Below are 17,541 nucleotides of genomic sequence, written 5' to 3' on the forward strand. Positions count from 1 at the left end.
TCTCCGTCCCGTACGAAGCTGGAAACGACCGCGCACAGGTCCGACGAGCACGTAGGACCGAGCGCCGGTCCGGGCCTCGTCTGCGTCCCGGGCGCGTTGCGGTCTCTCCCTCGGGGATGGTCCTGCTCCCGCCGCGGCGCACAGGGATCTGTGGCGGAGGAGCCGGAGGACTGAATCCCGGGCGAAGCGGTCGGCTGGGCCGCTGACGAGGCGGTCCGGCACGGCGTGCCGCTCCACCTCCTGCACGCGGCAGGCGGGGCGCGTGACGCGTCCCAGGTGATCAGCGCCGCCACTGCACGTGCCGAGGAGAGATCACCCACGGTACGGCTGTCCAGCGAGGTGTCGTACGAGGACGCGGCCACGGCGCTGGTCGACGTCGGGCGCAACGCCTTCGCGCTGGTGCTGGGATCCCGCGGGCTCGGGGACCTCACCGGCCTGCTCCTCGGCTCGGTGAGTCTCGCGGTCGCGGCACGGGCCGACTGTCCGGTCTTCGTGGTCCGCGGCACGGTCGAGCACCGCGAGGCCCGGTTCGGGAGCATCGTCGTGGGTGTCAAGGACGAGAAGACCAGCGGCACCGCCGTGCACGTCGCGTTCCGCGAGGCCCGGGCGCGGCGGTGCCGGCTCGTGGCGGTACACGCCTGGAGCGCACCGTCCGGCGCGTGTACGACGGCTCAGGCCCCGTCGTGGCCGCTGGAGGCCCACCGGCGCCCGCCCGCACAGGTCCTCGACGACGCGCTGCGCGGGCCGGCCGGACAGTACGCCGACACCCTGGTGAGCCGGCAGCTGATCGAGGGCCCGGCTCGCCGGGCCCTGCTGGACGCCGCGTCCGGGGCGGATCTCCTGATCGTGGGCGGCCGTCGTCGGCTCGGGCATCCCGGCCTGCAACTGGGCTTGATCAATCACGCCGTACTGCATCACGCGCCGTGTCCGGTCGTGGTCGTGCCCCAATTGTGACGGCCACGGGCAAGAAGCACCTGGCGCGCCGGCGCCTCGGGCAGGGCACGGCGCGCGGCGCGTACGGGTGAGTCTTCAGCTCTTCGAGGACGAGCATCCGGCGGACACGAAATGCCGGAGATCGGCGGCGAACCGGCGACAGGCCGGGCCATGGAGACCTCGTCCGGCTCCTCAGGTGTCACCGGCGGAACTCCGCGCGTCGTCCGTGCGACAGGCGATGTGGCCGCCGACAGAGACAACGCCGTCGACGCCGCGGCACAGCTGTTCGATGACGGGAATCAGGGTCTTGTACTCCACGGTGCCGCCGAGGGTGACCCGTCCGTCACGCACCTCGACCGACACCTCCCTTGGATCGAGTCCCATGGTCCGGCGCAGGAGATCGCCGGTGATCTCCTCACGGATGGCATCATCACGACGCAGGAAGATCCGCAGGAGATCACCCCGGCTGACGATGCCCAGGAGCCGGTCCGCCTCGTCGACCACGGGCAACCGTTTGACGTGCCGGGTCTCCATGAGACGCGCGGCCTCGACCACACTCCACTGCGCACGCGCGCACACCGCGGGAGCCGACATCAGCTCCTCCGCGCGGGAGCCCTCGGCCTTGGCCCGCTCCCACGCCTCCAGATTCGGCACGGGAGTCCTGCCCGACGGGTCTGCCTGATCGGCGCTCTTGCGCAACAGGTCGGCCTCGGACACCAACCCCACGGGGCGGTCCAGGTCGTCCACCACGGGCAGGGCGGAGACGTCGTTGTCCGCCAGGAGTCTGACGAGTTCCTTGAACGGCGTGTCGCGCCGGGCTCGGACGACGTCCCGGGACATGAGCTCCTCGACCGTTCGGTGGTGCATGGTGCCTCCCGGATACGGGCCGCCCGCCTCGCGGACACGGGGCTCGCGGCCCCCGTGCGACGGTGTGTCCCGCGTGGCAGGTTGGATACAGCACCATTCTGAGCAGAGGGCGGCGATCATGCGAGCTCACGTCGGCGACCAACTCGTCATCGACAGCACGAAGACCGGCGCCGCCAGGCGCGACGGCGAGATCGTCGGCCTCCACCACGAGGACGGAACACCCCCCTACGATGTGCGCTGGTCGGACACCGACGAGGTGACCCTCGTGTTCCCCGGGCCCGACGCACACATCCACCACCTTGAGTCCGCCGAGCCCCGGACCACGAGCGCGCCACAGCCGGACGCGGGTGAGGCGCGGGGCGCGTCCGCGGTTGCCCCGCCGACCGGGGCGGCAGGCCCCGGCGACATCGGCCGGCGCGTGGCCGTCGAGCGCCGCAGGCAGGGGCTCAGCCGGGAGGAGACAGCCGGCCGCGCCCGGATGTCCCCCGACTACCTCGCATACCTGGAGGAACGTCCCGCAGATCCGACCTTCGCGACTCTCATCAGGCTGGCCGACGCGCTGGGCACCTCCGTCGCCGCTCTGCGCGGCGGCGGCATGGATCTCCCACCAGGCCAGGGACACGCGCTCTTGCACCCTCGGCTGCGGGATCTCAGCCCGGAGGAATGCCGCACCCTGCTCTCGACGCACGGCGTGGGGCGCATCGCGGTGCCGGCATCCGACGGCCGTCCTGCCGTCGTCCCGGTCAACTACGAGATCGTCGACGACGCCATCGCCTTCCGGACCGCACCCGGCTCCCTGACCGCGGCGGCCGCAGGCAGGGAGGTGGCCTTCGAGGTCGACCATGTGGACGAGGACATGAGCCAGGGCTGGAGCGTACTCGCCGTCGGCCCCGCGAACGTCGTGACGGAACCCGAGGCCGTACGCAGGCTCACTCACCATGCCCACACCAGGCCGTGGGCGGGCGGCGAGCGCGAGATGTGGGTGTCCATCCGCCCCGCGACCCTCACGGGCCGTCGGATCACACCGGCCGATCAGTAGCCCACCCCCGGCCATGGGGCACCGGCCACGCCGGCCGCGCCGACAGCCGGTTGGCGTGTCGCAGGGGTGCGCGGACCGTGCGACGGTATTCACAGGTGGTCTCCCTGCAGCCCGACGGAGGAGGCGGTGGCGGCGATGGAACTCCCGCTGGTCGTGGGCGTCGACGGATCGGACTCCAGTCTGCTGGCCGTCGACTGGGCGGTGGACGAGGCGGCACGCCATGGGCTGCCGCTGCGTCTGGTCCACGCCTCCTTGTGGGAGCGCTACGAGGCGGTCCGGCCCTCCTTCGGCACCGGCCGTCCCGCCGAGGAGGTCATGGCGCAGCACATCATCGCTTCCTGCCTGGACCGTGCCCGGCTCCGCGACCCCGAGGTCAAGGTGTCGGGCGAGGTCTTGGCCGATGACGCCGTCGCGGTGCTGCTGCGGGCGGGCCCCGAGGCGTCCGCCGTGATCACCGGCGTACGTGGGCGCGGCCAGATCGCCGGAATGCTGCTGGGTTCGGTCAGCCTCGCGGTCGCGGCCCGCGCCGTGTGCCCGGTCGTCGTGGTCCGTGGCGCGGAGCGCAACCGCGAGGGGCTCCTCGGCCGGGTCGTGGTGGGGGTCGGGGACCCGACAGGCAGCGCGGGTGCCGTGCGGTTCGCCGTCCGCGAGGCCGCGGCACGCCGCTGTGGCCTGACCGCCGTACGGTCCTGGCGCACCCCTGCCGCCGAGCCCGTGGACCACATGCTGATCGCCGACGACGCCGCACGGCTGCGCGAGGAGCGGGCCTCGGCCGGCCTTGAGGAGGCATTGCACGCGGCCGTACGGGAAGACTCTCAGGTCGTCATCCGTCGCCAGGCGGTCGAGGGCCCAGCCCACCGTGTGCTGCTGGACGCGACAGCCGAGGCCGACCTCATCGTCGTCGGCGCAGTTCGCCGACACGGTCGCTTCGGTCTGCAGCTCGGCAGAGTCGCCCACACCCTGCTTCACCACTCGCAGTGCCCGGTCGCCATCGTGCCCCAGCCGGTCTGAGGCCGACCGCGCGAGGCTGAACCTCCACGTCCTCTCCGGAGGAGAGGGAAGGGTGGCGGATGTCAGAGTCGGAGTGGACATGGGAGTGGACGGGCTACAACCCCTCCGGCGAACAACTGCGCGAATCGCTCTGCACGCTCGGCAACGGTTACTTCGCCACACGAGGCGCGCTGCCCGAGTGCCGGGCGGGCCTGGTGCACTACCCGGGAACGTATGCGGCCGGGTGCTACAACCGCCTGGAGTCGACCGTCGCGGGACGGCACGTGGTGAGCGAGGATCTGGTCAACCTCCCCAACTGGCTGCTCCTGCGATTCCGGCTACGCCGTGCCGAGGAGGACTGGGGCCCATGGCTCTCCCCCCACACGCACGCCCTGCTGGACCACCGCCACACCCTGGATCTGCGCCGCGCCACGCTCACCCGGGCCTCCCGTCACCGCACCGACGGGACGGGCGTGCTCGGCGTCGAGCAGATCCGCCTGGTGCACATGCTGGATCCCCACCTGGCCGCGCTGCGGACGCTCTTCACCGCTGAGAACTGGTCGGGAGAGATCGAGATCGAGAGCTGCCTCGACGGGGAAGTGATCAACGGCAACGTGCACCGCTACCGCACCCTCGACCGCCGCCATGTGACTCATGTGCGGACCGGCACACATGAGCCACAGACGGTCTGGCTCAGCTGCCGCACCAGCACATCCGACATCGCCGTCGCCCTGGCCGCGCGGACGAGGGTGGTCACCGACGGGGTTCCGACCTCCTCGGAGCTTCGTCCGGCTCGTCGCCGTGCCGTCCACCGCTTGGTCGTCCCGATCTCGCCGGACCGCCCGGTCGCCATGGAGAAGATCGTGGCACTGCACACCTCGCGGGACACGGCGATCAGTGACCCACTCGGCGAGGCGATCGACCGCGTGACCACGGCGGGGGACTTCCCGGCCCTGCTGGAGTCCCACACCGCCGCGTGGGAACGTCTGTAGCGGCGCACGGACATGCAGGTGCCCGGCGAGGCCGGCCGCATCCTGCGCTTCCACCTCTTCCACGTCCTGCAGACACTCTCACCGCACACCGCGGACCTGGACGTGGGAGTGCCCGCACGAGGGCTGCACGGCGAGGCGTACCGGGGTCACGTCTTCTGGGACGAGCTCTTCGTCCTGCCGTATCTCAGTCTCCACTTCCCGGACGTCTCCCGGGCGCTGCTCAATTACCGCTACCGGCGCCTCCCGCGTGCTCACAGAGCGGCGAGAGCAAACGGCCGGACCGGGGCCATGTATCCGTGGCAGAGCGGCAGCGACGGCCGCGAGGAGTCCCAGGAGTGGCATCTCAATCCCGCCTCGGGCCGCTGGCTGCCGGATCACTCCCGCCTCCAGCACCACGTGGGCTCGGCGATCGCCTACAACGTGTGGCAGTACTGCGAAGCCACCGGCGACACGGAGTACCTGCACACCAGGGGCGCGGAGATGCTGCTCCAGATCTCCCGCTTCTGGGCGGACCTCGCCGACTTCGACCCCGGCCTCGGCCGCTACCGGATCCGCGGTGTGGTGGGTCCCGACGAATACCACGACAGCTACCCCGGCGGCGAACAGCCCGGGCTGGACGACAACGCGTACACGAACGTCACCGCCGCCTGGGTCCTTGCCCGCACCCTGGAACTCCTGCGGCGCCTTCCTGTCTGGCGCCGCGAAGAACTCCTCCGACGAACCGGCCTGGACGCCGATGAACTGCCCGAGTGGGAGGAGGTCTCCCGCCGCTTGCGGGTCCCCTTCCACCAGGGCGTCATCAGCCAGTTCGCGGGCTACGACGACCTGACCGAACTCGACTGGGACACCTACCGAAAGCGCTACGGCACCATCCGCCGCCTGGACCGGATCCTTGAGGCCGAGGGCGACACGGTGAACCGCTACAAGGCATCCAAGCAGGCCGATGTCCTGATGCTCGGCTACCTGTTCTCCCCCGCCGAGCTGCGGGCTCTGTTCCGGCGTCTCGGGTACGGCCTGGACGACGACGTGTGGCGCAGGACCGTGGACTACTACCTGCGGCGTACCAGCCACGGCTCCACCCTCAGCGAGCTCGTGCACGGCCTGGTCCTCGCCAGAGCCAGACGCGCGGACGCATGGCAGTACGTTCATGAGGCTCTGGAGGCCGATATCGCCGACATCCAGGGCGGCACGACCGGCGAGGGCATCCACCTGGGGGCCATGGCCGGAACACTCGACCTCGTCCAGCGCGGACTGACGGGACTGGAGACACGCGAGGACGCCCTGTGGCTGGACCCGGTCCCTCTTCCGGCGCTCTCCGAGTACGGCTTCACACTGCGCTATCGCGGTCACTGGGGCGTCGGCGTACGACGCCGGAGCGGACATCTGGAAATCGCCGTACCCGATTCGGAGGAGTCACCGATACGCGTCGTGCTGGCCGACCGCGCGGTGACCATCGCCCCAGGAGAGACGTGCACGCTCGTCCTACCGGAGACCTGACACGACGGCGAGCGTCCCGTCTGCCCCCTGACGGGCCCAACGGACCTGTTCCTTGGCCCTGTCGGCCCAAGACGGGCGCCACGGGGCGGGGGACAGTCAGAGACGGTCAGGAAAGCCCGAGCGCGCCCGATGGTCCCGCCTCTGGCGCGTCGAGGAAGTGAGCGGTCGTGATGTTCTGGTATGACCACGATCCCGGCTGGTGGGGATGGCTCGGTACGTCCATCGGCGTGATCGTCTTGTTGGCTCTGCTCATCACCTTGGGAGTCCTCCTTCACCGCTCCCTGGCACGGCTGAGGGGAGATCGACGCGGCGGGGTTTCAGTACCGCCCGGCACTTCCCGCAGAAGGCACCGGTGAGCACCTCGCCCCGGCGCGTACGCCCCCGCCTCGACGCCGTAAGCGACGCTTCGTCAGGTCTGTGCCCGACCCTGCAAGAGTCCGTCATTTCCGGTGACGGTCCTGGCCATGCAGATCGACGCAACGTTCAGGGACGCGCTCGTGTTTGACGGGATTGACGACGTAGATGTGGAAACGGTGACCGCCGCCTTCGGCACAGTCGACGTCACGGTCAGAGGTCGGGTATCTGGTGGCACATGTCCGGACTGCAGGGGTTCATCGGCCCGGGTGCACGACTCCTATCAGCGCAGGCTGAAGGATCTGCCGCTCGCTGGACAGAGCGTCGTGATCCATCTGACGGTCCGGCGTTTTCTGTGCGGCACGGCCGACTGCCCGCGCCGCACATTCGCCGAGCCGTTCGCGCAGCTGACTGACCCGTACGCGTGTTGCACCTCACGGCTCGGCCACATTTTGGAGCGCGTCGGGCTCGCGCTCGCCGGATGGGCCGGCGCCCGGCCGACCGCCCAACTGGGCTTCCGCGTTGGACGGACGACCTTGCTGCGCAGGGTCATGGCTCTGCCCGACCCGCAGCCCGGGACGCCACGTGTACTGGGCGTGGACGACTTCGCGACTCGTCGCGGGCAGACCTACTCCACCGTCTTGACCTGCTGGGAGACCCACCGTGTGGTCGACGTACTCCCGACGCGCGAGTCCGGGCCGTTGGCCGCGTGGCTGACCACCCACCCGGGCGTGGAGATCATCTGCCGGGACCGGGCGGGCGCCTATGCCGAGGGCGCGCGGCTCGGAGCGCCCACTGCGATCCAGGTCGCGGACAGGTTTCACTTGTGGCAGGGCATCGGCCGGGCCGTGGAGACCTGCGTCGCCGCCCACCGCGAGTGCCTGAATGCGCCAACTTCGCCTGAAAAAGCGGACATGCCCAGCCGACTAGACCCCTACAAGCCCTATCTGGAGCGGCGGTTCGCCGCAGGACATACGAACGTCACCCGCCTGCACCATGAACTGCCCACCAACCGTGCGACAGGTCACCGGCTGGCTCACGCGTCACCCCTTGAGCAAGGACGAGCGCGCCGCACTGAAGGACGTCCAGGCCCCGCTGTCCCGAACTGGATGCCGCCGCCGAACACGTCCGCGACTTCGGCGAGATTCTCACCCAGCGCCTCGGCGTCACGCTCCCCACCTGGATTGACGCCGTCGACGCCAGCAAACTGCCCGGCCTCACCAACTTCGCCCTCCACATGCTCCGCGATCTCGACGCGGTGACCGCCGGCCTCACCTTGCACTGGAACTCCGGAGGCACGGAAGGCGCCGTGAACCGCATCAGGAAGATCAAGCGGCAACTCTACGGCCGAGCCGGATTCGAACTACTCCGCAAGATGGTCCTGCTCCAATAGCACCCCGAAACGCTACCCAAGATCCGCGCAAGGACTTGAGTAGCAGGAACGCTGGCTGCGGCGGGTGTGCGGATCGAGGCCCAGGTAGGTGCCCAGCCGTGGCAGGATGGCCTCATGTCGATCCGAAAGGGCGATGCCGCGTAGGCGTCCCAAGGCCGTCCGCGCAGAGCAGTGCCGGCCACGATGGCAGTGTCCGGTCCTGAAGGTCCACGGTGTCTCCGCGCGGACTCGTGCAGCGATCCGCCGGGTCGAAGACCAGGAGATGTGGCCCAACGCGGTCGCTAACGCGCTCTCTCGTATCGAGTGGGTCTTCGAGCAGCCTGGCCGGTACCTGGATGCCTCCGCGTTCTGCTCGCCCGGGATAAACGATGCCCGTGATGACCTGGAGTGGGCGATGCGGCACCTTCCTTCGGGAGCCAAACGGGACTTGGGCCGACTGATCACGCGCATCGATGAGGAACTCGAGCGCCGTACTTTGCCTGAACCCAACTACATCGAGTTGGCGACGTTCGGCTGGTGGTGGACCAGAATGCGTGAACGCTGACGGGCCTCGACCTCGTGTGCCTCCCCTCCAATCGAACGCACCGTTACTCTCCGCGACCGCTCCCCAAGATCTGTGCCAGAACCCTTTCTCATCGACATTCACGATCCGAGTGATCACCGACTGACTCCGGAGCACGTCGACAAACGCTGTTCCTCCAGATCGACGAAGCCATGTGGGTTGACTCCGCCTACGCCGGCAAGCTCGTCGACTGGGCCAAGCAGCACCTCAACCTGACGATCAAGCCGGTCAGCCGTCCCAAGGACGCCTCCGGCTTCGTCGTGCTACCTCGTCGTTGGGTCGTCGAACGCAGTCTTGCGTCGATGATGCATGCGCGCTGACGCGCCCGGGACTGCGAACGGCTCGTCCAACACTCCAAGACGCTGATCACCTGGGCCGCCATCACCATCTGCTATTGCCTCGGCTGCTGGCACTCTGGGCCGGGCCGAGAGTTCTGTGCCCGTGAGGCGGGCCCGGGAACAGTGGCGGGGCAGGTGTTCAGCCGGGGTCGGTGGCACCGCCGTCGTTGAGTTCGGCAGCGTCGCTCCCCCATGCTCCGCGTGCAGCGCGGAGTAGCGCGCGGCTTCCCCCGGGACAGCGAGTTCGTCGAGCAACTCGCCGAGATGCGCACGAAAGACGCCGGAGGATTGCAGGGGTGGTGGGAACAAACCGCACGGGCCGAGGTCGGCTTCACAACTCACCTCACCCGTGGGGCTCCTCTCATGTCGCGGCCCGAGCACGCCCGCTCATATTCCCCCTCCACGAGCCGTAGGCAACCGTGAGGTTCAGCGCCCAGCATGGCGCGCCCCAAACTGCCAGCGCATCAAGGCGGGCGCGTTGCTCCCCCAGTATTCTTCCAGGTCGACCTTGCTGTTGCTGCCGTAGTTCTGTGGAGCGAGTGCGAAGCCCGTGAAGGCGCGGTTGGCCGGGGTGATGGTGTATGTCTCAGTCTCGCCGTCTTCGAAGATCCGCCATTGCTGCGACTGCCTGCCGGAGTCGCAGGTGCGCACCATGACATGGCCGTGGTTCCTCGCGTCGGTGTCCGGCAGGGTGAGACAGACCCGTTCGCCACTGTTGATGGTCTCGGTTTCGATGGTGTACTCGCCGTAGCCGAGGTGCCGCAGTCTCCAGACCGCGCCTGAACCGCCATTGTTCATGGGCAGCTGGTTCCAGACCTCGACGTCTTGGTTCGGGTTCTCGTTCTGGTTGTCAGTGCTGAGGTAGTAGCCGGATGAGGCGTTGGCGATCACCACGGCCTGATCAGCAGGCGGCGCGATCGGCGTAGCTGCCTGTGCGGCTGCAACCTGGCAGCACAGTGCGACCGCGGCGACGCTCGCCACAGCGACGGACTTAACCATTCTTTGCCCTCCCCCTCGCGGGATTCGGAGACAACCCACCGGAATGTTTCGATGGCTCTATGCATTCAATCCAATGCACAAAGCGACAAACCAGGGGTCTTGGAAGGTTCCGCTCAGACGAGTCACAGCGCTGGCCGCAAACCCATTACGGAAGCAATCCGCCGACCTCCGCACCACGGCGCACGCCCGCCCCTCGTTGAGACCTGGTGTGAAAGCCGATCCGGGATGGGCGCCAACCCGGGCCAGTGGACCGGCAGCTGTTGTACGCGTCACTGCGCGCACGACCAGCAGCGTGGAACGTGGGCGGTGATGGACGCGGCCAGGTTGATCCGTCCGCTGGAAGCCAGTCCGATGAGCGGCTCCACGTGCTCGGGTCCGGAGTCGTAGTGGCCGCGGATCTGATTGTTTTGGAAGCAGAAACCCATGCTGTCGCCGATGGCGATCGGCTCCGGGTGAGTCCGGCCAGCGTCAAGGCTCCCTCGGGACCGAGCGCGGCGGTGGCCTGCGCGCGGGCCGCGGGGACGCCGGCGAAGTCGAACGCATCCTGGATGCCTCGTCCGTCGCACGGGGCGGGTCTGAGGGCCCGCCTCAAGTTGTGAACACTGAACGCAGCAGCGCGAGCGAAGCAGCCGACCACCGGAGATCAGAGGGCGGCCTGGGCGGCCAGCAGTGTGCCCGCGCGGCCGGGTCCGGTGGGGCAGCACGCGGGCGGCGATGTTCGTGAAGCCGTGGCGCTTGAGGATGTCGGCCCATAAACGGCGGAGCCGGCTGCCGCGTGACGATCAATCCAGCACGACGAGATGCTGAGGGATACGGCCGTCGCGGACGCGAGAGACCAAGTCAGCGAGGTCTGCGGGATAGACCGTCTCCTTGGTGCGGCGCAGGTCGGTAACGGTCCACCAGCGGTATTCGCGGATGTTGTCGGGCTGCGTGGCATGGGCCGGGTCGATGGCGGCCGCGCTGACGCGGGCGAGGAAGTACTTCTCCACCTGGCGGACCTGGTGTCCGCCCACGAGGTGGTCCTTGCTGCGCTCGGCGAGTTGCACGCCCAGTTCGACCGCCTGCTCGTCGATCCCGAGTTCCTCGTGCAGCTCGCGGAGCGTCGCTGTGGTGTCGTCCTCCCCCGGCACCAGGGAGCCGCCCGGTGTGGCCCAGAAGCAGCCGTTCTCGTCATACCGCAGCAGCAAGACGCGGCTGTCGGGGTCGAGGAGGATGGCGCGGGCGGCTTCCCTCGGGGGCGGAGTGGAGGTCGTCATGCTCCCCAGCGTGGCAGTGCCAGAAGAGGGGTCAGGACCCTGGACGAGGTAGGGGCCGATACACGCCGCGTCCAGATCGCAGGCCTGGAACGTGGCGAGGGCGTCGGCGGGGGTTTCGACGATGGGCTCGCGGTCGTTGAAAGAGGTGTTCAGGACGACGGGCACGCCGGTGAGCTGGTGGAAGTGCTCGATCAGCGCTCCGTAGGCGGGTGCGGTGGCCGGATCGACGGTCTGGACGCGGGCGGTGCCGTCGACGTGGACGACTCCGACGACCTTGTCGGCGCAGTCGGGGCGTACGGCGGGGCGAGCAGTATGAACGGGCTGGGCACGTCAAGGTCGAACCATGCGCGGGCGTGGTCGGCGAGGACGCTCGGTGCGAATGGCCTGAACGGTTCGCGGTGTTTGATCCTTTCGTTGAGGGGCCTGGGAGCTGGCGGTGGTGCGGGGGGCGGCGAGGATGCTGCGGGCGCCCAGGGCCCGGGGTCCGAGTTCGCTGCCGCCCTGGAGCCTGCCGATGATTTTCCCGTCGGCGATCATCTGGGCGGCCGTGCGGGCGATGTCGCTCTCCCGTCGCCACGTGAACGGGGTGCGGCGGCGTTCGACCAGGCCGGAGCGGGGATCGCGGCGCAGGGCCTGCTCGATCTCCTGATCGATGTACCCGCGGCCGAAGCAGTCGCTGGTCAGGGGCCGCCGGGGCAGGGTGCCGGTGAGTCGGTGCCAGGCGTACAGGGCGGAGCCGAGGGCCTGGCCGCGGTCACTGGCGGCGGGTGGGGCGAAGTAGCCGGTGACCGTGTCCAGGCGGCGGATCTTGTCGGTGGCGACGCAGTTGGGGGCCACCCCGTCGGCGACGCACAGGTTGGCCAGGTCGGTCTGGGCCATGGCCCGCTCGGCGAGGGCGCACAGGGCGCGCTCGGTCTCGGCCTGGACGTACGCGGCCGCGTTGGTGCCGAGTTCGTGTGCGCCGCGGCTGTCGGGCGGGCCGAAGTCAAAGCCGGTCCGCCTCGCGAGGTCGGCGACGCCGGGCGCGTGGGTGCGGGTGAGCCGTCCGTGGACCTGGGTGTCGACGACGTCGAAGAGCGGGGCGAGGTAGAGGCCCGGGTCTCCGTACGAAGCGAGCGCCATGGTCTTGCCGGCTTCCAGTTCGTGCCGGCCGAGCCAGTTGGTGAAGGCTTCGTACGTCGCGCCGATCCCGCCGGCCCTGGGCCGGGTGGGCCGGTTGCCGCCGAGGCGTTCGATCCCGTTGGGGGTGGCGGCGTAGTAGGTCTCGGTGTCGTTGTTGTTGCCGCCACCGTCGACGACCAGCGCGGTCGCCTCTTCGTACGGGCTGAGGCAGTAGGCGGTGTAGGCGTGGCTTGAGGTGGTGGTCGACCGGGACGATCCTGCCCGGGTCGATGCCGAGGTGGGTCAGGCCGGTCTCGGTGCGGGTGGGCGGGGTGCGGCCGATGCCGCTGACGGCGACCCGGTCGACGTCGGCGAGGGTGAGGCCGGCCCCGCGCAGGCAGTACAGCAGGGAGGCTTCCCAGCCGGGGCTGGTGCGGCCGATACACCGTGCCGCGGGCCGACCCTCCTGCCCGCCGGCTCTCCCCCTCCGCCAGCGTGCCGAGACCAGACGCACGGACTTCCCCTGCGCGAACCAGGCGCTCTTCCAAGGAGGTTGGCAGGCGCTCAGCCTCTTCGCCAGCTCGGCGTTCCCCGGCGGCGCCGACATCACCATCTGCGCACAGCGTCCCTTACGCGGGCGCCACGGCCCACCGCGCCGAACGATCCCCGCCCCACCTCGTCGGAGACGGACAGTCCGCCAGCCGGCCACCCACGCCTCCGGACCGGGACAGCGCTGGCCTGCCGGTCCCGCCGACTCTCCCCCTGCGCCGAGCGGCCCGCTGCCGCAAAAAAGAATGGCGCCGCTAATCAACACATCGGCACCGACGCCGGCGGGACCGCAGTCACCCCCTGAGCCGGTCTCTGCCACCGCCGGTGCGCGCCGACCGTCCTGGATGATCAACCCGCGCGGGCCAAGCTGTCCCGCCGATCCCGCCGCCCGCTCCGGGCGAGGGCGGGCGGCGCTCGTCACTGCGCCGGTGGATATGCACCGCGCTGCGCTCCGACTCCTCATCCGGGGAAGGACCGTGATCACGAAAGGCAGCACCAGCTCCCACGTCAGGGTCACTATGACTTGGCAGAGGAGCGGTCCTGGCGCTGCGGAACGCCCGGAGTGATTCGGTGGATGATATGCGTACGGTGAGCGCCGGCAGCGGGGGTGCGTCTGGGCTGCTCGCCGCTGTCACGCAGGTCCTCAGACCGGACGGACAGGTCGTCGGAGCTGGATTCCTGGTCGCGGACGACATCGTCGTCACCTGCGCGCACGTCACGCTCGAGGCCGGAGCCGGACCGGGTGACACGGTGCAGCTCGCCTTCTCCCATGCGACCGGCGCCCCACAGGTCGAGGGGGCGGTGCAGGCGGAGGCGTGGCGCGCGCCGGAGGACGACGACGTGGCCGTGGTCCGGTTGAACGGCAGCGTCGAGGGCGTGACGGCGTTGCGGTTGGGTTCGGCGGCGGGCTGCCGGGGTCATGCGGTCCGTTCGTTCGGGTTTCCCGCCCAGGCCCCGGCGGGAGGCCACTTCGGTTTCGGCGTGGCCGGGGACCTGCTCCCGGCCACCGACGGCAGGGGGGGTGCATCTCCAGCTGACCGCCGCGAACGACCTGACCACCGGGTTCAGTGGTGCCCCGGTCGTGGACGAGGTAACCGGTCTGGTCATCGGCATGGTCACCGAGATCACCGCCCCCGACGAGCACGAGCGGGGACAGGACATCGCCTACGTCACGCCCACACAGACGCTTCGGGAGATATGGCCCGACCTGACCGAGCACGACGTATGTCCCTACCGTGGGCTGGAGCCGTTCACGGCGGAACACGCCCAGTGGTTCCAGGGCCGCGATGACGCGGTACGGCAGGTGCTCTCGAACCTCGCTCACCAGCAGCGGGTGACCCTGCTGCTGGGACCGTCCGGTTCGGGAAAGTCGTCCCTGGTGCAGGCGGGGGTGCTGCCCGCGCTGGCCGCGGGCTCGTTGCCGGGAAGCGACACATGGCTGCCCGTTCTCGCCCGGCCGAGGCAGGATCTGCTGGCCGAGTTGGAGCGCGCCGGACTGCACGGGGCCGCCAGTGCCGGGATCTCCCAGGCCGTCACCCGCAGACTCGCATCCGAACCCGGCCACGAGCGCCTCCTGTTGGTCATCGACCAGTTCGAGGAACTGCTCACCGAGCCCTGCAACAGTCGCGGCGGACGAGGTCGTCGTGCACCGGCGGGCCGGCCTTCTTGGTCCTGCCGCGTCTTTTGCCGAAGACGCTCCACCAGCAGTCGTCCCGGCAGATCCGCCATGCGGTCCGGTCGGCCATGACCGACCCCGAGTTGCGGGCCTCATCGGCCAGGAAGCGGTAGCCGAACTCCGGGTCGTCGCGGTGGGCGTCGAACAGCGCGTTCGCGCGATACGCCTCCTTCAGCACGGCGTCGGCAACCGGCTTGCCCAGCCAGCGGTAGTACGGCTGTCTGGCGAGCTTGAGCACCCGGCACGTCACCGTGACGGGCACCCCGTCCACGGCCAGCTCTCTCACGAGCAGGTAGATCCTTTTCCCGGAAGATGCGCCTGCGACAGGTAGGCCGCGGCCCGGCGCAGGACCTCGTTCTCCTGCTCCAGCAGCTTGATCCGCCGACGTGCTTCCCGCAGTTCTGCGCTTTCCTGGCTGGTCACCCCCGTCTTGGCCCCGTCGTCGACATCCGCCCGGCGCATCCATTTCCACAACGTCATCGGGTGGACCCCGAAGTCGGTGACCACCTGCTCCACCGTCACACCCGGGCCGCGGTTCCTCACGACCCGCACGACGTCCTGGCGAAACTCTTCCGGACAAGGCTTGGGCACAGCGACATCCTTTCCACCCGCCCTACAGGGCAAGCCAGTTCAGATGTCACCCGATCGTGCAGCAGACCCATGACCAGCGAGCGCCCCTGTATGACGATCAGTCCCACGATCGAGCGATCACGAACCGAGGAAGATCGGACTTAACGTCCCCTCAGCGCCACCTGAGGAAATCCAACCAGCGCCATCAACCACCGCACTCGGCATCGTGGACCAGGGCTCGTCCGGCGGATCATGGGCCGAGCCAGGGCCGGACCGAGGCGAGGGCCGGCCAGTGCCCTCATCGTGTTGACCGCCCCCGGCAGGCAGTGCTGGAGTCGGCACGTGGACAGCATCCCCGCCAACTGGTGGTTCTGGAACCGGATCAGCAGGGCCTACCAGCAGGAGCACGACCCGCAGATCGGCGCAGCGCCCCGGCTTTGGGGCATGTACTCCATCCCCGACGCGCATCTGCACGCCCTGGGCGATGTCACCGGCAAGCGCGTCCTCGAACTCGGCTGCGGCGCCGGCCAGAGGTCCAGGGCGCTCGCCGCCGAGGGCGCCACCGTGGTCGGGCTCGACCTGTCAGAAGCCCAACTCGCCGCAGCGGCCCGCGCGATGGGAGCGGCCCGCTACCCGCTGGTGCAAGCCGCCGCCGAACAACTCCCCTTCGCCGCCGACAGCTTCTGGTGTTCTGTGACTACGGCGGGCTCAGCTGGGCGCCCCCGCACCTGGCCGTCCCGCAGGCCGCACGCATCCTGCGCCGCGGTGGGCGCCTGGTGTTCAACGTCGCCAGCGCATGGTTCGAGGCCTGCTACGACGAAGCCGCCAGCCGCGTGACCACACCGCTGCAGCAGGACTACTTCGGGCTGGACACCATCGCCGAAGACCAGGGCGCGACCAGCTATCAGCTCACCTACGGCGACTGGGTCAAGGTCCTGCGCGGCGCGGGTCTCATCATCGACGACCTCATCGAGCCGCGGCCCGAACTCGGAACGCCCAACGGCTACAACGAAACCGACCCGCCCGACTGGGCACACCGCTGGCCGGCGGAACTGCTCTGGGTAACCCACAAACCGTAAGTTCCGCCGCGCCGAGACGTGAAGGCATCCCCTCGCCGGACAGGCCTAGGGCCTGTCGGACAGGTCGACACCCGGTGACGTGCAGCGTGCCGGATCGAGCGGGCACGGGCGAGGCTTAGCAGGCTCACGCCCCGCGCAGGAATCCATCCCCATGAGCCGCGATGTGGGCTTCCAGAGCCGAGAGGGCCCCTTGAGTGGCCTCGGTCGTCCCGCTGCCGCGCCTCTCGGCGTAGTACGCGGCACCGAGCTTCTTCAGCAGATCATTACCAGCGCGGTGCTGCTGAACCTCGTCCACCTTTTCCCTGCCCTGAGCCAGAGCGCTCTGCGCCTGCTCCCTGGCCCGGTCGAGAAAGCTTGCCATGACCGCCTCCAATCGCGTCCCAGCATCACTTCCCGGTACACCGTCATGCATGCTCATGTCGAGGTCGGCCGTGTGCGTGGCGCCCCACCGCAGGCGGCGCGACGGGAACGCCACGAACAGCATCAGCAGGCTACCCCAGCAACCGAAAGGGACCCCCGGGGCCCTAGTTCAGTGAGCGTTTTGAGCGTTGCCTCTCCAGGGTGAGGATGGCTTTGGCGATGATGGTCATGCGGTTTGGGCTGATGCGGGATCTGCGGAAGATCTGCCAGGACTTCAGTCGCGCCGTGCCGCGTTCGACGGGAGCTCGGGTCTGGGCGAGGGCGCGGTTCACGGTGCGCTGGGTGGGGGTGAGCTCCCCGCCGGGCGGACGTCTCAGGCCAGTGGTGACGTGCAGGCCGGCACCGGTGTGGGGGCGGTCGGCGAGGACGGGGACACCCTGGCGTTCGCAGATCCGGATGATCTTGTGGGTGCGGGCCGCCGTCAGGTCGTGGGTGCGGCCCGTCAGCGCGGGCCAGACCCACAGAACCTCGCCGATCGGATCGGTTACGACCTGGATGTTCACGCCGTGGCGGCGGTGCTTGGCGGAGTAATCAGCGCGGCTGCCGCCGACGCGGTCGCACTCGGAGGGTGCCGTCCAGAAGGACGAACTCGGGATCGTGCTCGCGCAGCGCCTTCAGCACGCACGGGGCCCGGTCGGCGAGCAGGCCCGTGACGGTGGTGACGTAGGCGTGGGCGGTGCCGACGGATATCCCGAAGCCGGCCGCGATCCGGGCGAGGGTGTCGTGGCGATGCAGGTACACCAGCGCGACGAGTGCGCGCCGGTGCGGCGGGAGTTTGCAGCGCCTGTCACCCTCACGGGTGACGATGAGCACCGTGACCCACTCAACCAGGGTGTGCGGGAGGTCGAGTGCGGCAGGGTAGGGAACCAACAGGGCTCCTGTGCTGCTGAGTTGAGACTTCCAACACCTCTCTCAACGGCACGGGAG

14 protein-coding genes and 7 pseudogenes are annotated in these 17,541 nt (G+C 69.4%); 11 read left to right on the plus strand and 10 right to left on the minus strand.

Annotated features, from left to right (window positions below; translation table 11 throughout):
* The first annotated feature begins 174 nt into the window (after positions 1-174).
* On the plus strand, positions 175-954 hold the full coding sequence (locus AC4OXY_RS01235) for a universal stress protein (protein ID WP_491994756.1): 780 nt from the start codon (positions 175-177) through the stop codon (positions 952-954).
* 171 nt (positions 955-1,125) lie between these two features.
* Here AC4OXY_RS01235 and AC4OXY_RS01240 read toward each other — a convergent pair whose 3' ends face one another.
* Positions 1,126-1,800 (minus strand): CBS domain-containing protein, encoded by a 675-nt coding sequence (locus tag AC4OXY_RS01240; protein ID WP_491992899.1) that lies wholly within the window; start codon positions 1,798-1,800, stop codon positions 1,126-1,128.
* A 118-nt stretch (positions 1,801-1,918) separates the two neighbouring features.
* Here AC4OXY_RS01240 and AC4OXY_RS01245 point away from each other — a divergent pair, with 118 nt between their 5' ends.
* The 7 genes and pseudogenes from AC4OXY_RS01245 to AC4OXY_RS01275 all read left to right on the plus strand — a co-directional run.
* Positions 1,919-2,839 carry a DUF1918 domain-containing protein gene (locus AC4OXY_RS01245; protein WP_356037477.1) on the plus strand — a complete coding sequence of 307 codons (921 nt, stop codon included), beginning with the start codon at positions 1,919-1,921 and terminating at the stop codon, positions 2,837-2,839.
* A 135-nt stretch (positions 2,840-2,974) separates the two neighbouring features.
* Positions 2,975-3,850, plus strand: coding sequence for a universal stress protein (locus AC4OXY_RS01250; protein ID WP_491992900.1), 876 nt, complete (start codon positions 2,975-2,977; stop codon positions 3,848-3,850).
* A gap of 59 nt (positions 3,851-3,909) precedes the next feature.
* Positions 3,910-6,318, plus strand: a pseudogene (locus tag AC4OXY_RS01255) (glycoside hydrolase family 65 protein).
* A 464-nt stretch (positions 6,319-6,782) separates the two neighbouring features.
* Complete coding sequence (locus AC4OXY_RS01260; protein WP_491992901.1) at positions 6,783-7,934, plus strand: ISL3 family transposase; 1,152 nt, start codon at positions 6,783-6,785, stop codon at positions 7,932-7,934.
* Positions 7,880-8,065, plus strand: coding sequence for a hypothetical protein (locus AC4OXY_RS01265; RefSeq protein WP_491994757.1), 186 nt, complete (start codon positions 7,880-7,882; stop codon positions 8,063-8,065). The genes AC4OXY_RS01260 and AC4OXY_RS01265 overlap by 55 nt, the downstream gene beginning before the upstream one ends.
* Positions 8,066-8,327: 262 nt before the next feature.
* Positions 8,328-8,609, plus strand: coding sequence for a hypothetical protein (locus tag AC4OXY_RS01270; RefSeq protein WP_356037467.1), 282 nt, complete (start codon positions 8,328-8,330; stop codon positions 8,607-8,609).
* A 173-nt stretch (positions 8,610-8,782) separates the two neighbouring features.
* Positions 8,783-9,016: pseudogene (locus tag AC4OXY_RS01275) on the plus strand (transposase); the annotation flags it as partial.
* A 375-nt stretch (positions 9,017-9,391) separates the two neighbouring features.
* On the opposite strand, the gene AC4OXY_RS01280 reads toward AC4OXY_RS01275, so the two are convergent.
* The 5 genes and pseudogenes from AC4OXY_RS01280 to AC4OXY_RS01300 form a co-directional block, all read right to left on the minus strand.
* Positions 9,392-9,964 carry an RICIN domain-containing protein gene (locus AC4OXY_RS01280; protein WP_491992902.1) on the minus strand — a complete coding sequence of 191 codons (573 nt, stop codon included), beginning with the start codon at positions 9,962-9,964 and terminating at the stop codon, positions 9,392-9,394.
* A 782-nt stretch (positions 9,965-10,746) separates the two neighbouring features.
* Complete coding sequence (locus tag AC4OXY_RS01285) at positions 10,747-11,220, minus strand: NUDIX hydrolase (protein WP_491994758.1); 474 nt, start codon at positions 11,218-11,220, stop codon at positions 10,747-10,749.
* 99 nt (positions 11,221-11,319) lie between these two features.
* A pseudogene (locus tag AC4OXY_RS01290) lies at positions 11,320-11,627 on the minus strand (carbamoyltransferase C-terminal domain-containing protein); the annotation flags it as partial.
* Positions 11,551-11,757 carry a carbamoyltransferase C-terminal domain-containing protein gene (locus AC4OXY_RS01295; RefSeq protein ID WP_491994759.1) on the minus strand — a complete coding sequence of 69 codons (207 nt, stop codon included), beginning with the start codon at positions 11,755-11,757 and terminating at the stop codon, positions 11,551-11,553. The pseudogene AC4OXY_RS01290 and the gene AC4OXY_RS01295, both read right to left, overlap by 77 nt.
* Positions 11,758-11,958: 201 nt before the next feature.
* A pseudogene (locus AC4OXY_RS01300) lies at positions 11,959-12,564 on the minus strand (carbamoyltransferase N-terminal domain-containing protein); the annotation flags it as partial.
* Between the two features lie 885 nt (positions 12,565-13,449).
* Here AC4OXY_RS01300 and AC4OXY_RS01305 point away from each other — a divergent pair.
* Positions 13,450-14,160, plus strand: a complete 711-nt coding sequence (locus tag AC4OXY_RS01305; RefSeq protein WP_491992903.1) for a trypsin-like peptidase domain-containing protein — start codon at positions 13,450-13,452, stop codon at positions 14,158-14,160.
* Positions 14,111-14,428: pseudogene (locus tag AC4OXY_RS01310) on the plus strand (nSTAND1 domain-containing NTPase); the annotation flags it as partial. The gene AC4OXY_RS01305 and the pseudogene AC4OXY_RS01310, both read left to right, overlap by 50 nt.
* Positions 14,429-14,474: 46 nt before the next feature.
* Here AC4OXY_RS01310 and AC4OXY_RS01315 read toward each other — a convergent pair.
* Together AC4OXY_RS01315 and AC4OXY_RS01320 are read right to left on the minus strand one after the other, a co-directional pair.
* Positions 14,475-14,831, minus strand: a complete 357-nt coding sequence (locus AC4OXY_RS01315) for a hypothetical protein (RefSeq protein ID WP_491994828.1) — start codon at positions 14,829-14,831, stop codon at positions 14,475-14,477.
* Entirely contained in the window at positions 14,828-15,136 is a 309-nt protein-coding gene (locus AC4OXY_RS01320; RefSeq protein ID WP_491992904.1) for a transposase, read from the minus strand. Before AC4OXY_RS01320 ends, AC4OXY_RS01315 begins: the two co-directional genes overlap by 4 nt.
* Before the next feature lie 321 nt (positions 15,137-15,457).
* Between AC4OXY_RS01320 and AC4OXY_RS01325 the strand changes: the two are divergent.
* Positions 15,458-16,194: pseudogene (locus tag AC4OXY_RS01325) on the plus strand (class I SAM-dependent methyltransferase).
* A 124-nt stretch (positions 16,195-16,318) separates the two neighbouring features.
* Here AC4OXY_RS01325 and AC4OXY_RS01330 read toward each other — a convergent pair.
* Entirely contained in the window at positions 16,319-16,555 is a 237-nt protein-coding gene (locus AC4OXY_RS01330; protein WP_491994760.1) for a hypothetical protein, read from the minus strand.
* 163 nt (positions 16,556-16,718) lie between these two features.
* Positions 16,719-17,484: pseudogene (locus AC4OXY_RS01335) on the minus strand (transposase).
* Positions 17,485-17,541: the final 57 nt, after the last annotated feature.

This window comes from Streptomyces sp. HUAS MG56 (assembly GCF_058673395.1).

Coding starts and splice junctions, on each gene's coding strand:
- AC4OXY_RS01240 (WP_491992899.1), bottom strand. CDS start 1,800: ATGCACCACCGAACGGTCGAGGAGCTCATGTCCCGGGACGTCGTCCGA.
- AC4OXY_RS01245 (WP_356037477.1), top strand. CDS start 1,919: ATGCGAGCTCACGTCGGCGACCAACTCGTCATCGACAGCACGAAGACC.
- AC4OXY_RS01250 (WP_491992900.1), top strand. CDS start 2,975: ATGGAACTCCCGCTGGTCGTGGGCGTCGACGGATCGGACTCCAGTCTG.
- AC4OXY_RS01260 (WP_491992901.1), top strand. CDS start 6,783: ATGCAGATCGACGCAACGTTCAGGGACGCGCTCGTGTTTGACGGGATT.
- AC4OXY_RS01270 (WP_356037467.1), top strand. CDS start 8,328: ATGTGGCCCAACGCGGTCGCTAACGCGCTCTCTCGTATCGAGTGGGTC.
- AC4OXY_RS01280 (WP_491992902.1), bottom strand. CDS start 9,964: ATGGTTAAGTCCGTCGCTGTGGCGAGCGTCGCCGCGGTCGCACTGTGC.
- AC4OXY_RS01285 (WP_491994758.1), bottom strand. CDS start 11,220: ATGACGACCTCCACTCCGCCCCCGAGGGAAGCCGCCCGCGCCATCCTC.
- AC4OXY_RS01295 (WP_491994759.1), bottom strand. CDS start 11,757: ATGATCGCCGACGGGAAAATCATCGGCAGGCTCCAGGGCGGCAGCGAA.
- AC4OXY_RS01305 (WP_491992903.1), top strand. CDS start 13,450: ATGCGTACGGTGAGCGCCGGCAGCGGGGGTGCGTCTGGGCTGCTCGCC.
- AC4OXY_RS01330 (WP_491994760.1), bottom strand. CDS start 16,555: ATGGCAAGCTTTCTCGACCGGGCCAGGGAGCAGGCGCAGAGCGCTCTG.